Genomic DNA, 22,913 nt, shown 5'->3' with positions numbered 1-22,913 from the left:
CAAATTCAGTATTATAATAATTCTGAATTAATAGATTTAATAGAAAAAATTAAGTAGAGAATACCGATATTCCGGTATTCTCTATTTTTTTAAGCGCCAATTTCTAAAAATTTGAACTGTGAAATATAAAGATTGTAATAATATCCTTTTTTCCTCATTAATTCTAAATGATTTCCTGTTTCAATAATTCTTCCATTATCAATATAAAAGATTCTATCAGCATTTCTTATTGTTGAAAGTCTATGAGCAATAACGAATGAAGTTCTACCTTTTAAAAGTTTTTTTATTCCATCTTGTACTAATTTTTCTGTATGAGTATCAATATTTGAAGTTGCTTCATCAAGAATTAAAATCCTTGGATTTGCTAATAAAGCTCTAGCAAACGAAATTAATTGTCTTTCTCCTATTGATAGTCTAACTCCTCTTTCATTTACATCAGTATCATAACCCTTTTCTAATTTCATAATAAATTCATGAGCATGAACACTTTTAGCAGCTTTTATTATTTCTTCATCTGTAGCATCTAATTTTCCATATTTTATATTATTTTTTATAGTATCAGAAAAAAGAAATGTATCTTGAAGCATAATACCCATTTGAGAACGTAATGATTCTAAATCAACATTCTTAATGTTATAACCATCAATTAAAATTTGTCCTTTTTGAGGATCATAAAATCTACTTATTAAATTTACAATAGTTGTTTTTCCAGCGCCTGTTGGTCCTACTAATGCTATAGTTTCTCCAGGATCGATTTTAAATGAAACATTACTTAATACAATATCTCTATCATATGAAAAATATACATTCTTAAATTCAACATGTCCGTTTATTTTTGGCATAATTTCAGCATTTTCAGGATTTATAATATTTGGTTCTGTATCCAATATTTCAAATATTCTCTCAGCAGCAGAGATATTTGTAACTAATGAATTATAAAAATTACTTAAATTCATAATGGGTCTCCAGAACATACTTATATATCCAACAAAAGCAACCACAGTGCCAACAGTAACTTCATTTAAATTAATCATCTTTACACTTAAATAAAAAACAACAACACTTCCGATTCCCCAGGAAACAAAGACCATAGCCCAAAACCAATCATTTATCTTTACAGCATTTACAAATGAATCCATCATTTTGTTTGTCAACAATTTAAATCTATTATTTGTTTTATTTTCTGCGGTAAAAGCTTTAACAACCCTGATTCCTGAAATAGCTTCATGAGTAAAAGCATTTAATTCTGATCGATTGTTTCTGTATTTCATCCATCTTTTTCTACTTATAGTTTCTATTAAGAATAATCCAATAATAAGTAAAGGTAAAATAATCATAGAGGCTAATGCTAGTTTATAATTCATATAAAACATAATTGCAGCAACAAAAATTAATGTTAATAATTCTGGAATTAAACTTGTTATACTATTTGCAAATAGCTGTTGTAATGAATTTACATCATTAACAACACGAGCTAAAATCTTTCCAACAGGTCTGCTATCAAAAAACGAAAAAGACAATTTTTGTATATGTTCATATAACTCATGCCTTATATTTAAAACAATTTTATTGGTTATTTTACCCATTTCTATAATTCTAATTCTTGATAAAAATAAAGCAATTATATTTAATAATAAAATTAAACCTCCAATCATAAACAAACCATTTAAATCATTATTTGCTATATATTTGTCAATAGCAACCTTAAAAAAGTATGGATTAATTAAATTTATTATCATAACTATAATCATCAAAAATATTACAAATACAGTTTTTAATAAAAAAGGTTTTAAATATGAAAATATTCTAAAAATGATATTTAATTTTTCAAATTTCATTAAATCACCTCATCTCTTACTAAATCTTCAAAATCTTTAAATTGTTCTTTAAATATATCAAAATATTTTCCTTTTCTTTCTAATAATTCGTAATGATTTCCTCTTTCAACAATTTCACCATTTTCAAGAAATATGATTTCATCAGCGTTTTTTACAGCAGATATTCTGTGAGCAATAATAATTTTAGTATTTTGTTTTTCCTTTGAATAAATACTTTCCAACAATTCATATTCTGTATCCATGTCAAGAGCAGATGTTGCATCGTCAAAAATAATAATAGGAGCATTTTTTAATAATCCTCTTGCAATGGTTAAACGTTGTTTTTGTCCTCCAGATAACCCCAGACCTCTTTCTCCTATTAAGGTATCGTATTTTTCAGGTAATTTCATAATAAAATCATGAGCTTGAGCTTCTTTACAAACATTAATAATTTCTTTATCTGTTGCATTTTCTTTTCCATACTTGATGTTTTCTTTTACTGATTCAGAAAACAAAAATGTATCCTGAAAAATAATACTAATATTTTTTCTTAAAGAATTTAATGAAATATCATTTACATTTATACCATCAATAAGAATTTCACCTTCGTCTATTGGATAAAATCTTGAAATTAAACTAATTAATGTACTTTTTCCAGAACCCGTTGGTCCCATAATTGCTAAAGTTTTCCCTGCATCAATTTTGAAATTAATATTCTTTAATACATATTCATTTTCATATTTGAAACTTACATTTTTAAATTCGATAGATCCATGGATTCTATCTAATTCGATTCCTTTAAAATCTTCTTCTATTTCATTAAAAATCTTTTCAATCTTTTTTGCTGAAGCATTTGCTTGAGATAATATATTTGACAGCCAGCCAATTAATCTCATAGGCCATACAATCATCCACATATATCCATTAAAGGCGACTAGTGTCCCTAAAGATATTTTTTCATTTATAACAAACATTCCACCAACAGTAACAACCAAAATCAAAGCTGCATTACCTAAGAATTCTATTGTTGGAAAATATTTTCCCCATATTTTTGATTTCATAATATTCAAATTATAATTTTCATCATTCAATTTTAAAAACTTAAGAATTTCATACTTTTCTCTTGCGAAAGCTTTTACAAGCCTAACACCAGAAATATTTTCTTGAGCAGTTGTATTAATAACGGCAGCCTGATCACTAATCTTATCAAAGGCTTTTCCTATTTCTTTTTCTAATTTTGTTGCTAAATATGCTATAAAAGGCGCTGAAATTAAACTAATTAAAGCTAATTTCCAGTTTAAATAAAATAATACAACACTACCTAAAATAAAATACAAAGAAAATTCAACGGATAAACCAATCCCAAAACCGAAAGCCATCCATATGTTATCAACATCTTCACCTATCCTAGACATTAATTCACCTGTATTAGTTTTATCAAAATATTTAAAAGGTTGTTTTTGTATATGCTTAAATAAATCAAATTTTAACGCCTTACTAATTCTTGATCCAACATAATCAAATGTAAACTCCTGCACATATCCCATCAATGCCCGAAATATAGTAATAAAAAATATTCCAGTTAATGTTATAAATAATAAATCTATTTGTTTATTTATAATGATGTTGTCAATAACAATTTTATTTAAGTAAGGAAGAATTAATTCAGCAATAATACCACCTATCATACCTATTGAAGCTATAATAATATATTTTTTTTGATCAAATACATATTTTAATATCTTTTTCATTTTAAATACCTCCATTAATAATTAAATCTTTTAAGTTCAATCAAAATATCCTTGATATTTTCCATTTCATCAAAACCTTCATAATATGATTTTATTCTTTTGTTGTAATTCTTTTTATAATATTTTCCATAATTTGACATAAAATCCCTCCTACAATTTTTTGTTTTTAGTTTGTCAGAATTTAAAAATTAAAATAAAAAACCATCTTTTATTCCTCCCTTAAAAAAATAGGGCTATGGCGTGATAACCATAGCCCTTTTAGCAAAAATAGCAATAAAATGAAAAATGGGCTATGGTTGTGATAACCATAGCCCAAATAATTACTTTATCATCAATAATAATTGATGTGAGCAAGGTTATCACAAATAGGCACACTTATCCCACTAACAAGATTTAATGAAACTAATCTTCTAATAAACATGTGATAACCTCCTCTCGAATTTTAATGATTTTATACAATTTTTATAATAACACATAATCAAAAAATAGAAAATAGTAATTAACGAAGATTAAAGATAATTACAAATAAATATCTATGATTACGAACAAAATTCTATCATTATTCAAATGATATTACTGTTTTATAACAATAAAGTTAAAATATTAAATAAATCAAAAAAATTAATCTTCTATTTTCTTTAATTTTACAGCAGTTCCATAAGCCAACATTTCTGCAGCGCCTTGCATAACAGCAGAGCTTGAAAATCTCATACCAATAATAGCGTCAGCACCAAGTTTTTCTGCTTCATCGATCATTCTTTCATATGCAATATTCCTTGCTTCTGTGAGCATTTCTGTATAACCTTTCAATTCACCACCAGCCAATGTTTTAAATGCAGCAGCAATATCTCTTCCTAAATGTTTTGAATGAACAGTATTACCTATAACTATACCTAAAACTTCTTTGAACTCATATCCAGGAACATAACCAACAGTTGTTACTATCATAAAAACACCCCCCTTAGATTTCTTTGTTTTTAAAAGTGTAATATGCTAAAGAAGCGATAATTTCTCCTAAAACAAAAAGGTATATACTATAAGTCCAATCAATTTTTCCGTATTTTAAAATATTATTACCAAGAATATAGATATAAGTATTTAGAAAGTTTAAAGGTTTTATGAATCCCAATGCTGTTGTAATAGCTAATAAACCTATAGATGAAAGAATGGGTTTAACCTGATCATTAAAGAATATAGAAAAAAATACAGTTATATCATACCAGAATAATACACCAAATAATCCATGAATCATAAATTTATACGCTATGACAGAATTAAAATCTTTATTAAATAAATTAGAATATATAACAGGTAATAAACTTCCAAAAATAATAAGCAGAAACAATAAAACCAAACCACTATATACTTTTGATAAAAATATATAATCTCTTGATTTTCTTACCATCAAATATTCCATTGTTCCATTTTCAAATTCTCGTGAAAATAATGGAAATGCTGCAATAATAGCAAAAATCGGTAACATTTGTCCAAAGTTTTTTCCAAACCATTGAGTATAAATATAATAATTCCAATCATTTAAATTTTCAATCATATTTGCTATACCAAATTTTTCTGCATATGGTTTTATAACTGTTATATTCTCTTCAATCATATTTACATATATTTTTTGAAATGGAGCTATAGAAAAAAATAAGATTATTGTTATTATAAATAAGATTAAAAAACGTACTCTCATTTCATAAAACTCTTTTTTCATTACCATTCCCCCTTCACAATAGCTTCGAAGATATCATCTATAGTTATATGTTCTCCTTTGTTGTTTTTAACAATCCATACATTTTCTTTTTCTAAACTTTTCCATAAATACCCTTTTGTTTTTTCTTCTTTAGGAAGTGATATGGCAGTATATTTATTTTTTATATTATCAAGATAGTCAATTTCTAATATTTGTCCTTTAGACATAATAGTAATTCTATCTGCAATTTTTTCGACCTCAGAAAGTATGTGACTGGTATATAATACACTTTTTCCGTTGTATGTAACTTCTCTCATTAAATCTAAAACTTTATTTCTCATTAAAGGATCAAGTCCCCATGTTGGTTCATCTAAAATATATATATCTGCATTTTGTGAAAAAGTAAGTATAATATATATTTGTGTAAGCATTCCATAAGATAAATTTGAAATCTTAATTTTTTTATCTATTTTAAAGTCATTTAATAATTCATATGCTTTTTTTATTGAAAAATCTTTTGTCAAAAAATTAGTAATCTCAATCATTTTTTCAACTGTTAAACTTTTATATAATTGCTTTTTTTCTGGCAAATAAGCAATTGTTCCATTAATTTGAATTTGACCATTATTCTGTTTTCTTAGACCTAATATACATTTTAAAGTTGTAGTTTTTCCAGCACCATTTGGACCTAATAGTCCAAATATTTCTCCACGACTTATTTCAAAAGAAATATTGTTTACTGCAATTAAATTTCCATATTTTTTTGTTAATCCATCAATATTTAAGATCACTCTATTCACCTCCAAATAAATCTTCTATAATTTCAAATAGATCTTCTTTTTTAATATTTGCACTTTTGCATGAAATAACTGCTTTTTTAAATTCTTCAATTTTATTATTAATAAAATCTTTTTCATTTACCCCTATAACAATATACCCAGAACCTCGTATAGATTTAATTACATTTTCATTCTCTAATTCTCTATAAGCTCTTGCAACAGTATTTAAATTTACACCTAAATCTTTTGCTAATACTCTAATCGAAGGAATAAACATCTCTTTTTTTAATTCGTTATTTAGAATTTTTTCTTTTATTTTACTTTTTATTTGTTTATATACAGGAGTATGCGAATGAAAATCTATAGAAAACCACATTTATATCACCTCTGTAATATTATACTATTACAGTATGAAAATGTCAACAACTATAATAAAAAATAATATTATTAATCTTATTTTTATTTTTAATTAACACAAAAAACATAATAATGTATTGATTTGTAATATTTAAGGGATATACTATAGTTGTAACCCACCCCCCACCATAGGGGTAAAGAAAAAGGAGGAGTTCATATGATAGATAACGAAGTTTTAGAAAAAAATAATAAAGCTGTTGAAAAAGAACTTAATGTAATCGGCATGACGTGTACTTCATGTGCTCGAACAATCGAAAAGAAATTAGGAAAATTAGAGGGTATTGAAAAAGTTAGTGTTAATTTTGCTACGGAAAAACTAACTTTGAAATTTGATCCTGAAAAAATTAACGAAGAAGTAATTAAAGAAGTAGTAAAAGATGTAGGTTATGATGTTGAATCTCCAGTAGATTATAAGACTGTTACAATTCCAATTGAAGGTATGACATGTTCATCTTGTGCAAATGCGATAACAAAAGAAATTAATAAAATTGAAGGAATTGTTTCTGTAAATGTTAATTTTGCTACAGAAAAAGCTATAGTTTCTTATAATCCAACTATTACGAGATTATCAAAAATAAAAAAAGCAATAGAAAATGCAGGATACAAACCACTTGAAGTTGATTCAAAAGATAGTGTGGATTTTGAAAAAGAAAGGCGTCAAAAAGAAATCAAAACATTATGGAGAAAATTTGTAGTTTCAGCTATTTTTTCAATACCGTTATTATATATTTCAATGGGACACTTGTTAGGTGCAAACTTACCAGAATTTGTAAATCCAGAAGTAAATCCATTTAATTTTGCGCTTATTCAATTATTATTGGTTATCCCAATTGCAATTGCTGGTTATAAATTTTATACAATAGGATTTAGAAATTTATATAAGTTAAGTCCAAATATGGATTCATTAATAGCAATAGGTACTTCAGCAGCAATAATTTATGGATTATTTGGAACTATTCAAATTTATTTTGGTAATAATCAATATGCAAATGATTTGTATTTTGAAACAGCAGGGGTTATTATAACTTTAATTCTTTTAGGTAAATATCTCGAGAGTGTTACAAAAGGAAAAACATCTGAAGCTATAAAAAAACTAATGGGATTACAACCAAAAACAGCATTAATACAACAAGATGGAAAAGAATTGGAAATTCCTGTAGATGAAGTGGAAGTTGGAGATATTGTTATTGTAAAACCTGGAGAAAAGATACCTGTTGATGGTGTTATTATTGAAGGACATACATCAGTTGATGAATCAATGCTAACAGGTGAAAGTATTCCAGTTGAAAAAAATATAGGAGATAAAGTTATAGGTGGATCTATAAATAAAAATGGCAATATAAAATTTAAAGCCACAAAAGTTGGTAAAGATACAGCTTTAGCTCAAATAATTAAATTGGTTGAAGAGGCTCAGGGTTCAAAAGCACCAATAGCAAAATTAGCGGATGTTATTTCAGGTTATTTTGTACCAATAGTTATAGCAATAGCAATATTAGCAGCTATAGCATGGTATTTGGCAGGTGCAGGTGGAATATTTGCTTTAACAATATTTATAGCAGTTTTAGTTATTGCATGTCCATGTGCTTTGGGTTTGGCAACTCCAACAGCAATAATGGTTGGTACTGGTAAAGGCGCTGAATATGGAGTTTTAATAAAAGGTGGAGAACCATTAGAAACAACACATAAAATAAAAACAATTGTTTTTGATAAAACAGGTACAATAACTGAAGGGAAGCCTAAGGTTACAGATATTTACACAAAAGGAAATTATTCAAAAGATGAATTATTAAGTATAGCAGCTTCAGCAGAAAAAGGATCAGAACATCCGTTAGGAGAGGCTATAGTAAAAGCAGCAGAAGAAAAGAATTTAAAATTAAAGAAAATTAATAAATTTATGGCAATTCCAGGACATGGTATTGAAGTAGAAATTGATAAAATGAATATTTATTTAGGTAATTTAAAACTTATGAAAGATAAAAATATTGAAATTTCATTAAATGAAGAAGCAAATAAGTTGGCACACGAAGGAAAAACTCCAATGTTTATAGCAATAAATGGAATTCTTGAAGGAATAATAGCTGTTGCGGATACAGTTAAACCATCAAGTGCAAGTGCGATAGAGAAATTACATAAAATGGGAATTAAAGTTGCAATGATTACAGGAGATAATAGAAAAACTGCAGAAGCAATAGCAAGACAAGTAGGTATAGATATTGTATTAGCAGAAGTTCTTCCGCAAGATAAAGCTAATGAGGTTAAAAAACTTCAGCAAAACGGAGATATTGTTGCTATGGTTGGAGATGGAATAAATGATGCACCAGCGTTAGCTCAAGCAGATGTTGGTATAGCGATAGGTTCAGGTACAGATGTTGCAATGGAATCAGCAGATATAATTCTTATGAAAAGTGACCTTGAAGATGTAGTTACAGCAATCCAATTAAGTAAAGCTACAATTAGAAATATAAAAGAGAATCTTTTCTGGGCTTTTGGTTACAATACCGCAGGTATTCCTATAGCAGCAGGGTTATTGCATGTATTTGGAGGTCCGTTGCTAAGTCCTATGATTGCTGCAGCTGCTATGTCATTTAGTTCTGTTTCTGTTTTACTAAATGCTTTAAGATTAAAAACATTTAAACCTAAAAATTAAAAAAGGAGGAGAAATTATGAAAAAAGTGATTATTATTGAAGGTATGACTTGTGATCATTGTGTTATGCATGTAAAAAAAGAATTAGAAAAATTAGAAGGAGTAAAAATTTTATCAGTTGAAATTGGAAAAGCAATTATAGAAGGAGAAAATTTAGATGATAATTTGATTAAGGAAGCTGTAGATGAAGCGGGTTATGAAGTAAAAGAAATTAAAAAAAATGATGATGAAGAACATCATATGGAACATAAACATCATCAACACGAAAAGCATCATCATGGACATCATAATAAAAAAGAAGGACATTCTGGTAATTGCTGCCATTAATTATAAGGAGAGAGTAATCTCTCCTTATATTAACAAAAAATGAGGTGAATAAAAATGCATAATAAAAAGGATTTAAATATTCTAAAAACGGCAAAAGGTCAGGTTGAAGCAGTAATTAAAATGGTTGAAGATGAAAGATATTGTATAGATATTTCAAGACAAATTTTAGCTTCAATAGCTTTATTAAAAAAAGCAAATGCACAAATATTGAACTCTCATCTTGAAAGTTGCGTCAAAAATGCTGCATATTCAAATAATTCTGAGGAAGTAAATGTAAAAATTATCGAACTGGAAGAAATTATGAATTATATAAATAAAACAATATAGAATTTTTGGAGTGATGTGATTTGGATAAATATATATTAATTTCTAATATTTTTAAAGCATTATCAAATCCTGTAAGATTGAAAATAATAGACATTATACATAAAAAAAGATGTAATGTATCTAAAATAATAGAGGAATTAAATCTTTCTCAATCTAATATTTCGCAGCATTTAAAAGTTTTAGAAGATGCCGGATTAATAAAAAAAACAAAGAAAGATAATTATGTTTTATGTGAAATTAAATATGAAAGTATTTTAGAAACAATAGATAATGTGGATTATATTATAGAAAGAGAAATAGAATTCTCAAGAGAACTTATGAAAAAATGAAAGGAGAGGATAGTATGTTACCAGAAATAAATGAAAATATGAGCTTAAAAGAAATTATGGATATGGATAATAAATTATTTGATGCATTAAAAAATTTTGGGTTTGATATTTGTTGTGCAAAAATGAGCAGCTTAAAAGACAGCTGTAAAGATAAAGGATTAAATGTAAAAGTTGTAGTGAATAAATTAAATGAAGTAGTTGAAGAAATTAATTATATAGAAAAATTAATAGCAGAAAATGAATAATTTCTAAGGTTTTTTTAAGGTTGACGTGTTATACTACAAGTGTCCCACCCATACAGGGGTGTGAAAAAACAAAAAAGGAGGAGTAAATATGAAATATGGAATTTTAAAAGAAACAGAATATGAATTTGAAGAAGCCATTATCAAACTTAATGCTGAACTACAAAAGGAAGGTTTTGGGATTTTAATGAGAATTGATCTTGATGAAAAATTTAAGGCAAAGTTAGGTATTGATTTTAAAAAGTATACTATTTTGGGAGCATGTAACCCTAAAAATGCACACAAAGCTATATTAGCAGAAGAAAATGTGGGTCTTTTTTTACCCTGTAACGTTATTGTTTATGAAAAAGGTGAAAAAACAGTAGTCGCAGCAATAAAACCTACAATTGCAATGAGTTCAACGGAGAATGATGCGGTATATGAAATTGCAAAAGAAATAGAAGAATCATTGAAAAGAGCTATTAATAGCTTATAAAAAGAGGTGAAATTATGATGCATGGTTGGGGTTGGTCTGGTTTCAGACCTTACGGATATGGATATGGAATAATAGGTTCATTTATAAGTTTTATATTTTTAATACTTCTGCTTGTTGTTGCATATTTTATCCTAAAAAAAATTTTTACAAATAATAATTTTACTTTTAAAAATAATATTATAAGAAGAGAAGACGAAGATATATTAAAAATTTTAAATGAAAAATTAGTTAAAGGTGAAATTTCTGAGGAAGAGTATATTAGAAAAAAAGAATTAATATTAAAAAATTTAAAGTGAGGTGAGAAATTATGATGTTTTTTGGATTTCTTTTAATTATATTAATAATATGGTATATAATGAAAAACCCAGATGCAGTAAAAAATTTAACAGAAACACAGAGTAAAAATAGTGCAAAGGAAGATGCTTTAAGAATATTAAATGAAAAATTTGTAAATGGAGAAATAACAGAAGAAGAATATTTAAGAAAAAAGAAACTTATTGAATAAAGTTTTTTGGGAATATCTGAGGTGATTTCTATGAAAGAATTGATGAAAGTTGTAGATATTGGTGATGAATATATTTATGTTCAAGCTTTAGAAGCCGCAAATTGCAGTTCTTGTGTTATAAAAGGTTCATGTAATTTAACAGGTGATCCTAACAGAAAAATTAGAGCTATTAACAAATCAAATTTGAACTTAAATAGAAATGATTTTGTCTACATAAAAAAAGAAGATTCTCTTGAATCACAAGCTGCATTCGTTATGTATGGTATTCCATTACTGATAATGATAGTATTAACAATTGTACTATTTGTTATGGGATTGAATGAAATTATCTCTTTTTTTAGTGGCTTAAGTGGTATGGTTATATCGTATTATTTTATACATATATATGATAAAAATATTGCAAAAACAAAATATATTCCAGAAATTATCGAAAAATTACAAATATATAATAATTTTCAGCTTTAGGAGGTGAAATTATGTCATGCGGAGGTTTTGGGAGAGGTTTTTTTCATAATTCACATCACAATCGAGGATATCATGAACATCATGAACATCATAAAGAACGCCCAATAAACGAATCTAGACAACCAATGTTAGAAGAAACATATAAAGGAAGTAGTAGGGCTTTAGATATTTTGGATGAAAAATTTGTAAATGGGGAAATAACAGAAGAAGAATATTTAAGAAAGAAAAAGATTTTACTTAATAGATAAAATGCTGTTAAATAATGTGAGGTGTTTTTATGAAAAAAATAATATTAATGTTTACCATTTTGAGTGTTGTAATAGTATCGTTTAGTAATATAATAGATTTTTCTATTGAAACCATCAATAAAACATATTTAAATGATGAAACAAAAAGTTATTTTGATATATATGGTAGAATAAATATTTTTTCTTTATATACAAATATTCCTTTAGCTATAGATAACTATTATAAAAAAGATTTTAGTGAAATTTTAATATATCCAAATAAAAATATTAATTTAGATGATATAAAAGTTGGAATTGATATAGTTAATACAGGATTTAAAACAAATAATTTATTTATTTTCCCCATGATGCATATGATGTTTTATAAAAGAATAATTAAAGAAAATAATAAGGAAAATACAATATATATTCCGTTTAGAATAGCAATAGAAAATAAAATAAAAGATATCACAGATTATGAAAAAATAGATGTTGTATTAAGTAGCGGGATAGCTTTTGATAATAAATATATTATAGAAGTTGGAATAAAAGATAATGTCGGAAATATTATAAATAATACTTTTAAATTTGATTGGATAATAGGATTGAGATATAACATATTTTAATTAGGAGGTGAAAATTATGCCTTGTTGGGGTTGGAGTGGCTTTTATGGATATGGTGGCATTATAGGATCATTAATAGGTTTTGGTTTTATGATTCTATTGATAATAATAGTGTATTTTTTATTTAAAAATTTAGTTAAGCCTAACAATTCGAAAAAATCAAATGTAAAAACAAACAATGAAGATTTATTGAGAATTTTGAATGAAAAATTTGTAAATGGAGAAATAACAGAAGAAGAGTATATGAGAAAAAAGAAACTTATCGAATAGGGAGGTGAAACAATGAAAAATAAATTTTTAATGGGAATTGTTTTAATTTTGAGTTTATCATTAATGTTTGCTCATGGTGAAAATTTAGGAACAGTAAATGAAAATAATGAATCAATAATTTCAGTAAATTTGGATTTGAAAGTTGTTGAATTAAACGAACAAATGCCGGTGGCATTAGCTGAAGATGATAAAGGAACCTATTACGTATTAAGATTAGACAATATGTATATGTTTTATAATGATTTGCCAATAGTTGAAGGAAAAGAAATTAAAGTTAAAGCAGTAGTTTTATACAGTTTTTCAAAAATTGAAGAATTAATTGTAACATCAGTAGAAATTGACAATAAAATATATATAATACCGGAGAATTTTGCTTATGGAATGATGGGTGGATATGGTTATCCGGGTATGATGAATATGATGATGAGTGGATATGGACAAATTCCTAATGGATATAATATGATGGGTGGATATGGTTATCCAGGTATGATGAATATGATGATGGGCGAATATGGATATTCAGATATGATGAATGAAAATGAATATGAAAATATGATGAATTACCCAAATAATTATTATCAATATAACGAACAATCAAAAGATGAAGATAATAATAATGATAAAAAAATGGATATGGAAAATAAATAAAATTTTAAAGCACATCCCTTAACGGTTCTGTTAAGGGTGTGCTTTTTTAGCATTATGACGTGGTGTCAAAAAATCAACCTCGTTCAGACAATTCATGCTAAAAATGAAAATTTAAGAGAACCTTGCGATTTTTCATATTATTAATATGAAATTATTTTTTGTATGATGTGTGAAAAACTTAAAAGGAGAGTCAAATATGATAAATAAAAAAATATTTAGATTTATTATAAAATACAGAGTCTGGATAATATTAATATCTATTTTTATAACGATTTTTTTCACATTTTTTGCATCAAAAACAATTATAGATATGGGAACATATACATTATTACCTAAAGATGATCCGGAAATTGTTAAATTTAATAATACCTCAAAAAATTTTGGTGGATTTGATAATATGATTATTTTCATAAAAGGTAATAATAATACATTAATGGAAAATGCAGCAGAAGAAATTGCAAAAACACTGAAAAAATTAAATAAATATGTAAAATACATTGATTATAAGTATCCAATAGATTTTATAGAAGAGAATATTTTATTATATTTAAATGATGATATGTTTGAAAAAGCAGTTTATTTAATAGAAAATAATATAGATTTATTAAAATTATCTCAAGAAGAAAATAATATTTCTAAAATGTTATTATATTTGAGTACAAAAAAAAATATAACAGAAAAAGAAATAACTATTATAAATGAATTAATAGAAAAAATTAAAGATCCATCTTTTAAAATGTTTAATATGAAATATTATTATAATAGTTCAAAAACAACATTACTTATATTTTTAAGACCAACAAATGCTAATCATGATATGTTGTTTTTTGAAAAAATGGTATCTGAGGTAAGAAAAAATATAGATCCAGTTTTAAAAAAATATTCTGATTTAAATATTGGAATTACAGGTATGCCTGTAATTATGGCAGAACAACAAAAAAATTTAAACGAGAAAATTACGATAATATCAATTTTTGTATTGTTATTTTTGATAATTTTATTTATATTCTCTTTTAAACGTATTTCATCTGCTGTTTATATTGTAGTTCCTATTATAGTTGCTATTATATGGACATTAGGTATAAATTATTTAGTAATAGGGAGATTAAATATTGTTACAAGTATTTTTGCCATATTATTATTAGGACTTGGTGTGGATTTTTCATTACATTTTTTGACAAAATTTTATTATGAAATAAATTTAGGAAAAAATGTAATTGATAGTTTAGAAGAAGTATTTAAACACACATTATCAGGTATTTTTGCTGGAGCAATTACAACGGCAGCTTCATTTTATATTTTGATGTTTTCAAAGTTTAAAGGATTATATGAATTAGGTTTTATAGCAGGAACTGGTATTTTAATGTCTCTTTTATCGATTACATTTCTTTTGCCTTCAATTATCTCTTATTCAAATCCTAAACAATCAATTATATTAAAAGAAGAAATTTTAAGTAAACATTTTGAAAAAATCCTTTTAAAGAACAAATATATTATTATAGTAATAATTTTTTCAATAATATTTATTCCTTTTTTATTTAAAAGTAATATTGAATTTAATTATAACGCTTTTGATTTGCTTCCTGACTTGCCTTCTGTAAGATTAGAAAATTTATTAAAAAAAGAGTTTAATACATCTTTTGAATATAATATTTTAATAGCAAAAAATATAAAAGAAAGTAGAGAACAATATAATAAATTGAAAAAAACTAATATATATTCTGAAATTGATTCTTTGACATTATTAATACCAGAAAATCAATCTAAAAAGAGTTTAATATTAAAAGAGTTAAATAAAAAGTATTTATCTGAAAAAAAACCAAAAATAGCAAATGTTTCACTTAAATTAATAACAATGTTAGCTTTAAATCAAATAAAAAATGATAAAATTTTTGGAAAAATAAAATCTTTAGAATTTAAAACAATTTTGGAAGATTTAAATAAATTAAACAAAAAAGAGCAACAAGAAATTCAATTAAAAATAAAAAAATACTTTTCTTTTATAATAAAAAGCATAGAAAATGCATCAAAATATGGAGAGATTTCAATAGAAAGACTTCCGAACTATATAAAAGATAAATATCTTGATAAAAATAATAATATTGCAACCTTTGTATTTATAAAAGAAGGTTTTTGGGATGAACAAAATATGAAAAAAGTAGCAAATGTACTTAGAAAAATTAATGAAAATTCTACTGGTACTACATTTGTATGGATAAAATTAATTGATTACATTAGAGATGATTTATATAGAAGTTCTTTTCTTGTTTTTATTTTAATATTTTTTATTGTTTTATTCTATTTTAGAAAATTAAAAATAACGTTATTAACTTTGACTCCAGTAGTACTTGGAACATTATGGCTTATAAATTTTATGTTGTTATTTAATATAAAATTTAATATTGCAAATATAGTTGTAATTCCATTAATATTAGGAATAGGAATAGATGATGGTATACATATGATTCATAGTTATATTGCGAATAGAAGTATAAATAAAATGCTAAAACAATCAGGTAAGGCTGTTATAATTACATCAATAACAAGTATGGTAGGTTTTGGTTCATTATATTTTGTTAAAGATCCTTTAGTATCTCAAATGGGATTTTTATTATTTTTTGGTATATTATTTTGCCTAATTATTTCTTTGACTGTTTTACCGATTTTTATTCAATTATTTAAAAAATCTATTTTTAAATAATTAAATTTATTTGAAAAAATTGGATAAAAATAGTATAATTAAAATAGTGGAAAATATAACTTTTTCTTTCGAAAAAACATCTATTACTAAAGGAGGGGATGAAAATGGATGAAAGAAAACACGAACATCATGAGCACTCCGGTCATGATCATCACAGTCATCATGAACATATGGTTGCTGATTTTAGAAAACGTTTTTGGATTTCTTTGATTCTAACAATACCAGTTTTAGCATTATCACCATTAGTTCAAAAACTATTTGGACTTTCTGATACTTTGCGTTTTTCAGGGGATTTATATGTTCTTTTTGGAATATCAACAATAATATATTTTTATGGTGGCTATCCATTTTTAAAAGGTTTTTTTGAAGAATTAAAAGCAAAAAGGCCAGGAATGATGACTTTAATAGCTGTAGCTATAAGTACTGCATATATTTATAGTAGTACAGTTGTATTTGGACTAGAAGGAGAAATATTTTTTTGGGAACTTGCAACATTAATAGATATTATGTTACTTGGACATTGGATTGAAATGAAATCGGTAATGGGTGCATCAAGAGCGCTAGAGGAACTTGCAAAATTGATGCCTTCCGATGCTCATAAACTTATGCCAGATGGTTCTTTAATAGATATACCACTTGAAGAATTAAAAACCGGAGATATTGTTGTTGTAAAACCAGGAGAAAAAGTGCCAGCAGATGGTATTATAATTGAAGGAGAAAGTTCTTTAAATGAATCTATGCTTACAGGTGAAAGTAAACCTGTAACTAAAAAGAAAAATGATCTTGTTATTGGTGGTTCTATTAATGGTGAAGGATCCTTAAAAGTTAAGGTTAAGAATACAGGGAAAGACTCATATCTTTCTCAAGTTATAGAACTGGTAAAAGAAGCTCAAGAAAGTAAGTCGAAAACACAGGATTTAGCTAATCGTGCAGCTGTATGGCTAACAGGTATAGCATTATCTGGAGGAGCTTTAACTTTCTTTATATGGACATGGGTAGTTGGAAAGAGTTTTGTTTTTGCTCTTGAAAGAACAGTTACAGTTATGGTTATTACATGTCCTCATGCACTTGGTCTTGCTGTTCCACTTGTTGTTGCAGTATCAACAGCAATTTCTGCGAAAAACGGATTACTTATTAGAGATCGTGTAGCCTTTGAAAGAGCACGAAACATTCAAGCAATTGTTTTTGATAAAACAGGAACACTAACAATGGGGAAATTTGGTGTAACTGATATTATTAAACTTTCAAATGATATGACAGAAGAAGATATTTTAAATTATGCAGCTTCGATCGAATTACATTCTGAACATCCAATTGCTAAAGCTATAGCTAATGCAGCGAAAAATCGTATGAAAGTAGATAATTTTAAAGCAATACCTGGAAAAGGTGCTGAAGGAAAGGTTGAAGGAAAACATGTTATGGTTGTTAGTCCAGGGTATTTAAGAGAAAATAATATAAAAATTGAAAATAAGAAAATTGATGAATTACATTCAGCTGGAAAAACAGTTGTATATGTATTAATCAATTCAGAATTAAAAGGAGCAATTGCACTTGCTGATATAATAAGACCAGAATCCAAAGAAGCGATTGCAAAATTAAAAGAAATGGGAATAAAATGTATGATGCTTACAGGAGATAACAAACAAGTTGCAAAATGGGTTGCTGATGAGTTAGGACTTGATGAATATTTTGCCGAAGTTTTACCTCATGAGAAATCTCAAAAGATAAAGGAAATTCAAGCAAGAAATTTAGTTGTAGCAATGACGGGAGATGGTGTAAATGATGCACCAGCTTTAGTACAAGCTGATGTTGGAATTGCTATAGGAGCTGGAACAGATGTAGCTGTAGAATCAGCTGATATAGTTCTTGTTAGAAGCGATCCTAGAGATGTTGTTGCAATTATTGGCTTAGCAAAAAATACTTACAAAAAGATGATCGAAAATTTATTATGGGCAACAGGATATAACGCCGTTGCTATTCCATTAGCTGCAGGAGTTTTATATAATTGGGGTATTCTTTTAAGTCCAGCACTTGGAGCAGTATTTATGTCATTAAGTACAGTTATTGTTGCAATAAACGCAAAACTTTTAAAATTAGAAAAATAAATTAGTTTTTACAAAACGCCCTGGAAATCAGGGCGTTTTGTAATTTATTTTTAAAAGTAAATTTAAAAATATTTATTATAATTATTTTGAAACCCTATATATGAGGGGAGGTGTAAAGGTGTTACAGGTTTGTAAAAATAATAATGGCGTAGAAAAGGTTGTAGAGTATCTTGAAAAGAAAAATATAGAATATTCTATTGAAAATTGCCTTGATGAATGTGCAATTTGTCATTCTAAGGTATTTGTAAAAAAAGATGGTGAAGTTATATCTGAAGATACAGTTGAAGAATTAATAAAAAAAATATAGCTGGACATTCCAGCTATATTTTTTATCTTTTTTTTAAAATGATTTTATAAACTTTTATGTTTCCCCAAATATCTTCCAAAATTAATTCAGCTATATTTTCATCTTTCATTTTTATTTCATTCCATCTATTTATTTTTATGGGGGTTATTTCGGTAGTTGAATATAATTTTATCCAATAATTATATAATGTTGAACCATATCCAAAGACCACATTGGGTGAATACATTTCGTTTAATTTTATGCTATCAAAAGTTATTTGATATACTAATTCTCTGTTCACTTTTAGTGTAATAATTTTTGGTATTATTCGCGTGTTTTTACCAAGCATTTCATAAATGTTTACTTCAAGTTTTGGTATGCTATCGAATGGAATAGTTATATTATTTTCATTATCTAAAACAAAAATTTTTCCATTACTTCTAATTTTTAAAGCTTTCAAATTAATTTTTCTTGTTTCTTTATAGTTTACAAATTCAAGGGCGTCTTTTATTATTTCAATATTTTTATTCCCGATTTTTTTAACTTCTCGTATTTCAAAATGAACATTTGGAACATTAGCTTCTCCTGTTTTACCAGAATAAGCGATAATATCGCCTTTTGATACAAAAACTTCATTTTCTGGAAATTTCACTTCTGCAAAAGCATTTCCGAATTCTTTTGTTACAGAATCTGCAATGCTATTGACAAGACTATTGAAAGAACTCAAATGTGCATAAACACTCAATATTTTGTAATCAGGATGATAAATAAATATTGTATTGCCATAGATTTTATCGTTTAACCATATTTTATATACGTATCCATCATCAATAGTTTTTACTGGATATCCAATTCTTGAATAAGAAGAAAAATCAATACCTGTATGAAAATGTGGTTTATTTCCAGTGTCTCTATATTCGCCAAATGATGAAGTTATATAGGAATTTTCAACTGGAATTATAAATTTTTGAGTATATATATAACCATTTAATATTACAATACCTAAAACCAAAAAGAATATTTTTTTCACAGTTAAGTCCTCCTGAAAATAAACTATTTATTTTTATTATACAGTAAAAAACTTAAAAACACCTTAAATTACCTTCTTTTTTTTAATATTCTCAATGAGTTAAATATGGCAATTAATGTAACCCCAACATCAGCGAATACTGCACCCCACATGTCTGTTAATCCCAATGCTCCAAGAAATAAAAAGAATACCTTTACACCCAATACTATTATTATGTTTTCCCATGTTATTTTTAAAGTTTTTCTTGAAATTTCTATTGAATCTATGAGCTTTGATATATCATCATCCATGATTACAACATCTGCTGCTTCAATTGCTGCATCAGATCCAAGACCACCCATTGCAATTCCAACATCTGCTCTCGTTAAAACAGGTGCATCATTAATTCCGTCACCAACAAATGCGGTTGAAATACCCTTTTTATATTTTTCAAAGAATTTGACTTTGTCTCCTGGCAATAGTTCAGCATAATATTCATCAATTCCAGTTTCTTTTGCAACTTCTTTTGCAACCCTTTCACTATCCCCAGTAAGCATTACAGTTTTCTTAACGCCTAATTTTTTCAGTTTTTTAATTGTTTCAGGAACTCCTTGTTTTATCCTATCAGAAATGCCAATATATCCAGCAAATACATCATCAACAGCAACAAATACTATAGTTCCATTAAAATTAATATCAGGGACTTTTATGTTAAATTTATCCATTAATTTTTTATTACCAACAAGAACTCTTTTTCCTTTAATTTTTGCATTAATACCATAACCAGAAATTTCCTCATAATTTTCGATTAAATCTTTATTAAAATCTTTTCCATATTTTTTCTTTATTGATTCGGCAATTGGATGATTTGAATGTTCTTCTGCATAAGCAGCAATTTCAAGCATTTCATCTTCGTTTATACCGTTAAATGTTTTTATTTCAACTACTTCAAAAACACCTTCAGTGAGTGTGCCGGTTTTATCGAAAATAATAGTATTTAAATTTTTCAATACCTCAAGATAATTACCGCCCTTAACTAAAACACCATGTTTTGATAAGCCTCCGACACCAGCAAAGTATCCAAGAGGTATTGAAACAACAAGTCCACAAGGACATGAAATTACGAGAAATATTAGAGCTCTATAAATCCATTCATTAAATGGTGCTCCTGTTAACAGTGGAGGTAATGTTGCTAAAGCAATGGCTAAAAATACAACTACTGGTGTATAATATTTTGCAAATTTGGTAATAAGTTTTTCAGTTTTCGCCTTTTTTGCAGCAGCATTTTCAACCATATCCAATATTTTCGATATAGTAGATTCATCATATTCTTTTTCAACTTTTATTGTAATTAATCCATTAAGATTAATAAATCCACTCATAACTTCATCATTTTCTTTAATGCTTCTTGGAACGGATTCTCCTGTTAATGCAGAAGTATCTGCCATGGAATTTCCTTTAACTATGACGCCATCTAAAGGAATTCTTTCACCAGGTTTTACTATAATTAAATCGCCTTTTTTTACATCTTGAGGAGAAACACGAACCTCTTGACCATTTTTTAACAAGTTCGCATAATCTGGTCGTATGTCAAGAAGGGCTTTAATAGATCTTTTTGAATTATCAACAGCTAAATCTTGTAATAACTCACCAATTTCAAAAAATACCATTACACCAACTGCTTCAGGATATTCACCAATTGCAATTGCTCCGAGAGTTGCAACACTCATTAAAAAATTTTCATCAAAAACATTACCTCTCATTATATTTTTAAAAGAACGAATTAAAACTTTTCCACCTGAAATCAAATAAGCGGCAATATACAGAGCAACTTTTAAATAAAATGGTTCTTTTATTATTAGTGCAGTTATAAAAATTCCAAGAGCAGAAAATAATCTTATAGTTTCTAATTTTCTATTAAATTCTCCATTATGACTGTGGTTATGACTATGTTCATGATCATGTTGATTGTTTTCTTTTTCGATAACTTCAACTTCTGGTTCGATTTTTTTTACTAATTTTTTTATTTCTTCAATCTTATTTTCATCTTTAACTTCTACAGTTAAAGTTTTGGTAATAAAATTTACAGTAACGCCGTCAACATCTTTTATTTTTTTTACATTTTCCTCAATTTTTGCTGCACAACTGGCGCAATCTAATCCTTCTAAAATAAGTTCTTTTTTTTCCATAAAAACGCTCCTTTCTTTTATCTATTATGAATATATGAATAAATATTCATATTTTAAAAACAAAGAAAAATTATTCTTCATTAACATGCGAATAACCAACATCGAGAATTAATTTCACATGTTCATCATTTAAAGAATAATATACAACTTTGCCTTCTTTTCTATATTTCACAAGATTTGCTTGTCGCAAAACACGAAGTTGATGTGAAATAGCAGATTGAGATTTTTCAAGCACTGCAGATAAATCGCATACACACATTTCACCAGCTTGAAGTAATGCATATAAAATTTTAATTCTTGTTCTATCACCAACTATTTTGAAAAAATCTGCTAATTTGTTTAAATTATCATCATCTGGAGTATTTTTTCTAACCTTTTTTATAATATCGTTATGAATTTCAATAGTTTGACAGATCTCTATTTTGTCTTTCATATTATCACCCTTTATATATGAATATATGTTCATATATAGTATAACACTTTTTATATTCAAAGTCAACTCTAATCATAATATTCACAAAAAATTAATATATTATGATATAATATTATTTATACGGTATATTTTAAGCAAACTTTAAGTGTAATTAAGTATAATAATTTTATCATGAATTATAGATTGTCTAAAAAGTCAAATTCACTCAGACAGCTTGATTGCTAATCCTTAAAATTATTCATTCTCAGCCGTCGCTCAAACAATACATCCTGTATTGTTTCGCTCAAAATTACATCCTTGTAATTTTGACGGCTTCCATTCATAATTTTAAGGGCAATCTTCGAGTCTTCGTTTCATTTGAGACTTTTTAGACAGCCTAATGAATTAGAAAGGGTGATAGAATGAAAAAGAAATTAACAACTTTATATAAATTAATTTCTAAAAATATTATGGGAATTGTGATTAGTGGTGTTTTATTTGTTATATTAATTTTAACTGTTATTAGTTTTTATAATATAATGTAAATGGTAAAATAAAAAAGAACAAAAAGAGGAAAATAAAAATGAACAAAAATGTACAAAAAGGATAAAGAAATAATGGTATCCTTCTTTTTTGAAAGGAGGATACCAAAGATGGAGAAAGTAAA

General features: G+C 26.5%; 27 protein-coding genes. 17 read left to right on the top strand and 10 right to left on the bottom strand.

What is annotated here, in order from left to right; translation table 11 throughout:
• Positions 1–89 precede the first annotated feature (89 nt).
• From XO12_RS09325 to XO12_RS09300, 7 genes are all read right to left on the bottom strand, one after another.
• The gene (locus tag XO12_RS09325; RefSeq protein ID WP_047266293.1) at positions 90–1,838 is read right to left on the bottom strand and encodes an ABC transporter ATP-binding protein; all 1,749 of its coding nucleotides are present in this window, start codon (positions 1,836–1,838) and stop codon (positions 90–92) included.
• A complete protein-coding gene (locus XO12_RS09320) occupies positions 1,838–3,568 on the bottom strand; it encodes an ABC transporter ATP-binding protein (RefSeq protein WP_047266292.1) in 1,731 nt (576 codons plus the stop codon). Before XO12_RS09320 ends, XO12_RS09325 begins: the two co-directional genes overlap by 1 nt.
• 14 nt (positions 3,569–3,582) lie before the next feature.
• Complete coding sequence (locus tag XO12_RS11510; RefSeq protein WP_255350151.1) at positions 3,583–3,708, bottom strand: hypothetical protein; 126 nt, start codon at positions 3,706–3,708, stop codon at positions 3,583–3,585.
• Between the two features lie 481 nt (positions 3,709–4,189).
• Entirely contained in the window at positions 4,190–4,516 is a 327-nt protein-coding gene (locus XO12_RS09315) for a heavy metal-binding domain-containing protein (protein ID WP_047266291.1), read from the bottom strand.
• Between the two features lie 13 nt (positions 4,517–4,529).
• Entirely contained in the window at positions 4,530–5,285 is a 756-nt protein-coding gene (locus XO12_RS09310) for an ABC transporter permease subunit (RefSeq protein ID WP_047266289.1), read from the bottom strand.
• Positions 5,285–6,055, bottom strand: coding sequence for an ABC transporter ATP-binding protein (locus tag XO12_RS09305; protein ID WP_052913249.1), 771 nt, complete (start codon positions 6,053–6,055; stop codon positions 5,285–5,287). The genes XO12_RS09310 and XO12_RS09305 overlap by 1 nt, the downstream gene beginning before the upstream one ends.
• Position 6,056: 1 nt before the next feature.
• Positions 6,057–6,419, bottom strand: a complete 363-nt coding sequence (locus tag XO12_RS09300; RefSeq protein WP_047266287.1) for a GntR family transcriptional regulator — start codon at positions 6,417–6,419, stop codon at positions 6,057–6,059.
• A 198-nt stretch (positions 6,420–6,617) separates the two neighbouring features.
• Between XO12_RS09300 and XO12_RS09295 the strand changes: the two genes are divergently transcribed.
• The 16 genes from XO12_RS09295 to XO12_RS09220 all read left to right on the top strand — a co-directional run bounded on the left by XO12_RS09295 (position 6,618) and on the right by XO12_RS09220 (position 18,657).
• Positions 6,618–9,107, top strand: coding sequence for a heavy metal translocating P-type ATPase (locus XO12_RS09295; RefSeq protein WP_047266286.1), 2,490 nt, complete (start codon positions 6,618–6,620; stop codon positions 9,105–9,107).
• Between the two features lie 16 nt (positions 9,108–9,123).
• Entirely contained in the window at positions 9,124–9,432 is a 309-nt protein-coding gene (locus XO12_RS09290; protein WP_175420173.1) for a heavy-metal-associated domain-containing protein, read from the top strand.
• 54 nt (positions 9,433–9,486) lie between these two features.
• Entirely contained in the window at positions 9,487–9,759 is a 273-nt protein-coding gene (locus tag XO12_RS09285) for a metal-sensing transcriptional repressor (RefSeq protein WP_047266285.1), read from the top strand.
• 20 nt (positions 9,760–9,779) lie between these two features.
• A complete protein-coding gene (locus tag XO12_RS09280) occupies positions 9,780–10,088 on the top strand; it encodes a helix-turn-helix transcriptional regulator (RefSeq protein ID WP_047266284.1) in 309 nt (102 codons plus the stop codon).
• Positions 10,089–10,102: 14 nt separating this feature from the next.
• Positions 10,103–10,333: a hypothetical protein gene (locus tag XO12_RS09275; RefSeq protein ID WP_047266283.1), complete on the top strand. Its 231-nt coding sequence runs from the start codon at positions 10,103–10,105 to the stop codon at positions 10,331–10,333.
• Positions 10,334–10,421: 88 nt separating this feature from the next.
• On the top strand, positions 10,422–10,805 hold the full coding sequence (locus tag XO12_RS09270) for a DUF302 domain-containing protein (RefSeq protein WP_047266282.1): 384 nt from the start codon (positions 10,422–10,424) through the stop codon (positions 10,803–10,805).
• Positions 10,806–10,819: 14 nt separating this feature from the next.
• Positions 10,820–11,101 (top strand): SHOCT domain-containing protein, encoded by a 282-nt coding sequence (locus XO12_RS11245; protein WP_156166170.1) that lies wholly within the window; start codon positions 10,820–10,822, stop codon positions 11,099–11,101.
• Between the two features lie 11 nt (positions 11,102–11,112).
• A complete protein-coding gene (locus tag XO12_RS09260; protein ID WP_052913248.1) occupies positions 11,113–11,310 on the top strand; it encodes an SHOCT domain-containing protein in 198 nt (65 codons plus the stop codon).
• A 30-nt stretch (positions 11,311–11,340) separates the two neighbouring features.
• The gene (locus XO12_RS09255; RefSeq protein ID WP_047266281.1) at positions 11,341–11,775 is read left to right on the top strand and encodes a SoxR reducing system RseC family protein; all 435 of its coding nucleotides are present in this window, start codon (positions 11,341–11,343) and stop codon (positions 11,773–11,775) included.
• Positions 11,776–11,786: 11 nt separating this feature from the next.
• On the top strand, positions 11,787–12,023 hold the full coding sequence (locus tag XO12_RS09250) for an SHOCT domain-containing protein (RefSeq protein ID WP_047266280.1): 237 nt from the start codon (positions 11,787–11,789) through the stop codon (positions 12,021–12,023).
• A 29-nt stretch (positions 12,024–12,052) separates the two neighbouring features.
• Positions 12,053–12,628 carry a hypothetical protein gene (locus tag XO12_RS09245; protein ID WP_047266279.1) on the top strand — a complete coding sequence of 192 codons (576 nt, stop codon included), beginning with the start codon at positions 12,053–12,055 and terminating at the stop codon, positions 12,626–12,628.
• A 16-nt stretch (positions 12,629–12,644) separates the two neighbouring features.
• Positions 12,645–12,896, top strand: coding sequence for an SHOCT domain-containing protein (locus XO12_RS09240; protein ID WP_047266278.1), 252 nt, complete (start codon positions 12,645–12,647; stop codon positions 12,894–12,896).
• Between the two features lie 12 nt (positions 12,897–12,908).
• Positions 12,909–13,544, top strand: a complete 636-nt coding sequence (locus XO12_RS09235) for a hypothetical protein (protein WP_047266277.1) — start codon at positions 12,909–12,911, stop codon at positions 13,542–13,544.
• Positions 13,545–13,740: 196 nt separating this feature from the next.
• Positions 13,741–16,245: an RND family transporter gene (locus tag XO12_RS09230; RefSeq protein WP_047266276.1), complete on the top strand. Its 2,505-nt coding sequence runs from the start codon at positions 13,741–13,743 to the stop codon at positions 16,243–16,245.
• Positions 16,246–16,349: 104 nt separating this feature from the next.
• Entirely contained in the window at positions 16,350–18,350 is a 2,001-nt protein-coding gene (locus XO12_RS09225; RefSeq protein ID WP_047266275.1) for a copper-translocating P-type ATPase, read from the top strand.
• 118 nt (positions 18,351–18,468) lie between these two features.
• The gene (locus XO12_RS09220; RefSeq protein WP_175420172.1) at positions 18,469–18,657 is read left to right on the top strand and encodes a DUF1450 domain-containing protein; all 189 of its coding nucleotides are present in this window, start codon (positions 18,469–18,471) and stop codon (positions 18,655–18,657) included.
• Positions 18,658–18,679: 22 nt separating this feature from the next.
• Here XO12_RS09220 and XO12_RS09215 read toward each other — a convergent pair whose 3' ends face one another.
• The 3 genes from XO12_RS09215 to XO12_RS09205 form a co-directional block, all read right to left on the bottom strand.
• Positions 18,680–19,666 (bottom strand): M23 family metallopeptidase, encoded by a 987-nt coding sequence (locus XO12_RS09215; protein WP_047266273.1) that lies wholly within the window; start codon positions 19,664–19,666, stop codon positions 18,680–18,682.
• A gap of 68 nt (positions 19,667–19,734) precedes the next feature.
• The gene (locus XO12_RS09210) at positions 19,735–21,834 is read right to left on the bottom strand and encodes a heavy metal translocating P-type ATPase (protein ID WP_047266272.1); all 2,100 of its coding nucleotides are present in this window, start codon (positions 21,832–21,834) and stop codon (positions 19,735–19,737) included.
• 70 nt (positions 21,835–21,904) lie between these two features.
• A complete protein-coding gene (locus XO12_RS09205) occupies positions 21,905–22,267 on the bottom strand; it encodes a metalloregulator ArsR/SmtB family transcription factor (RefSeq protein ID WP_047266305.1) in 363 nt (120 codons plus the stop codon).
• Positions 22,268–22,668: 401 nt separating this feature from the next.
• Between XO12_RS09205 and XO12_RS11505 the strand changes: the two genes are divergently transcribed.
• Positions 22,669–22,791, top strand: coding sequence for a hypothetical protein (locus XO12_RS11505; protein WP_303048808.1), 123 nt, complete (start codon positions 22,669–22,671; stop codon positions 22,789–22,791).
• Positions 22,792–22,913 lie beyond the last annotated feature (122 nt).

The organism is Marinitoga sp. 1154, assembly GCF_013363285.1.
Taxonomy (GTDB): Bacteria; Thermotogota; Thermotogae; order Petrotogales; family Petrotogaceae; genus Marinitoga.
The sequence above is the reverse complement of the archived record's forward strand: the minus strand, read 5'-3'. Positions and strand labels throughout refer to the sequence as shown.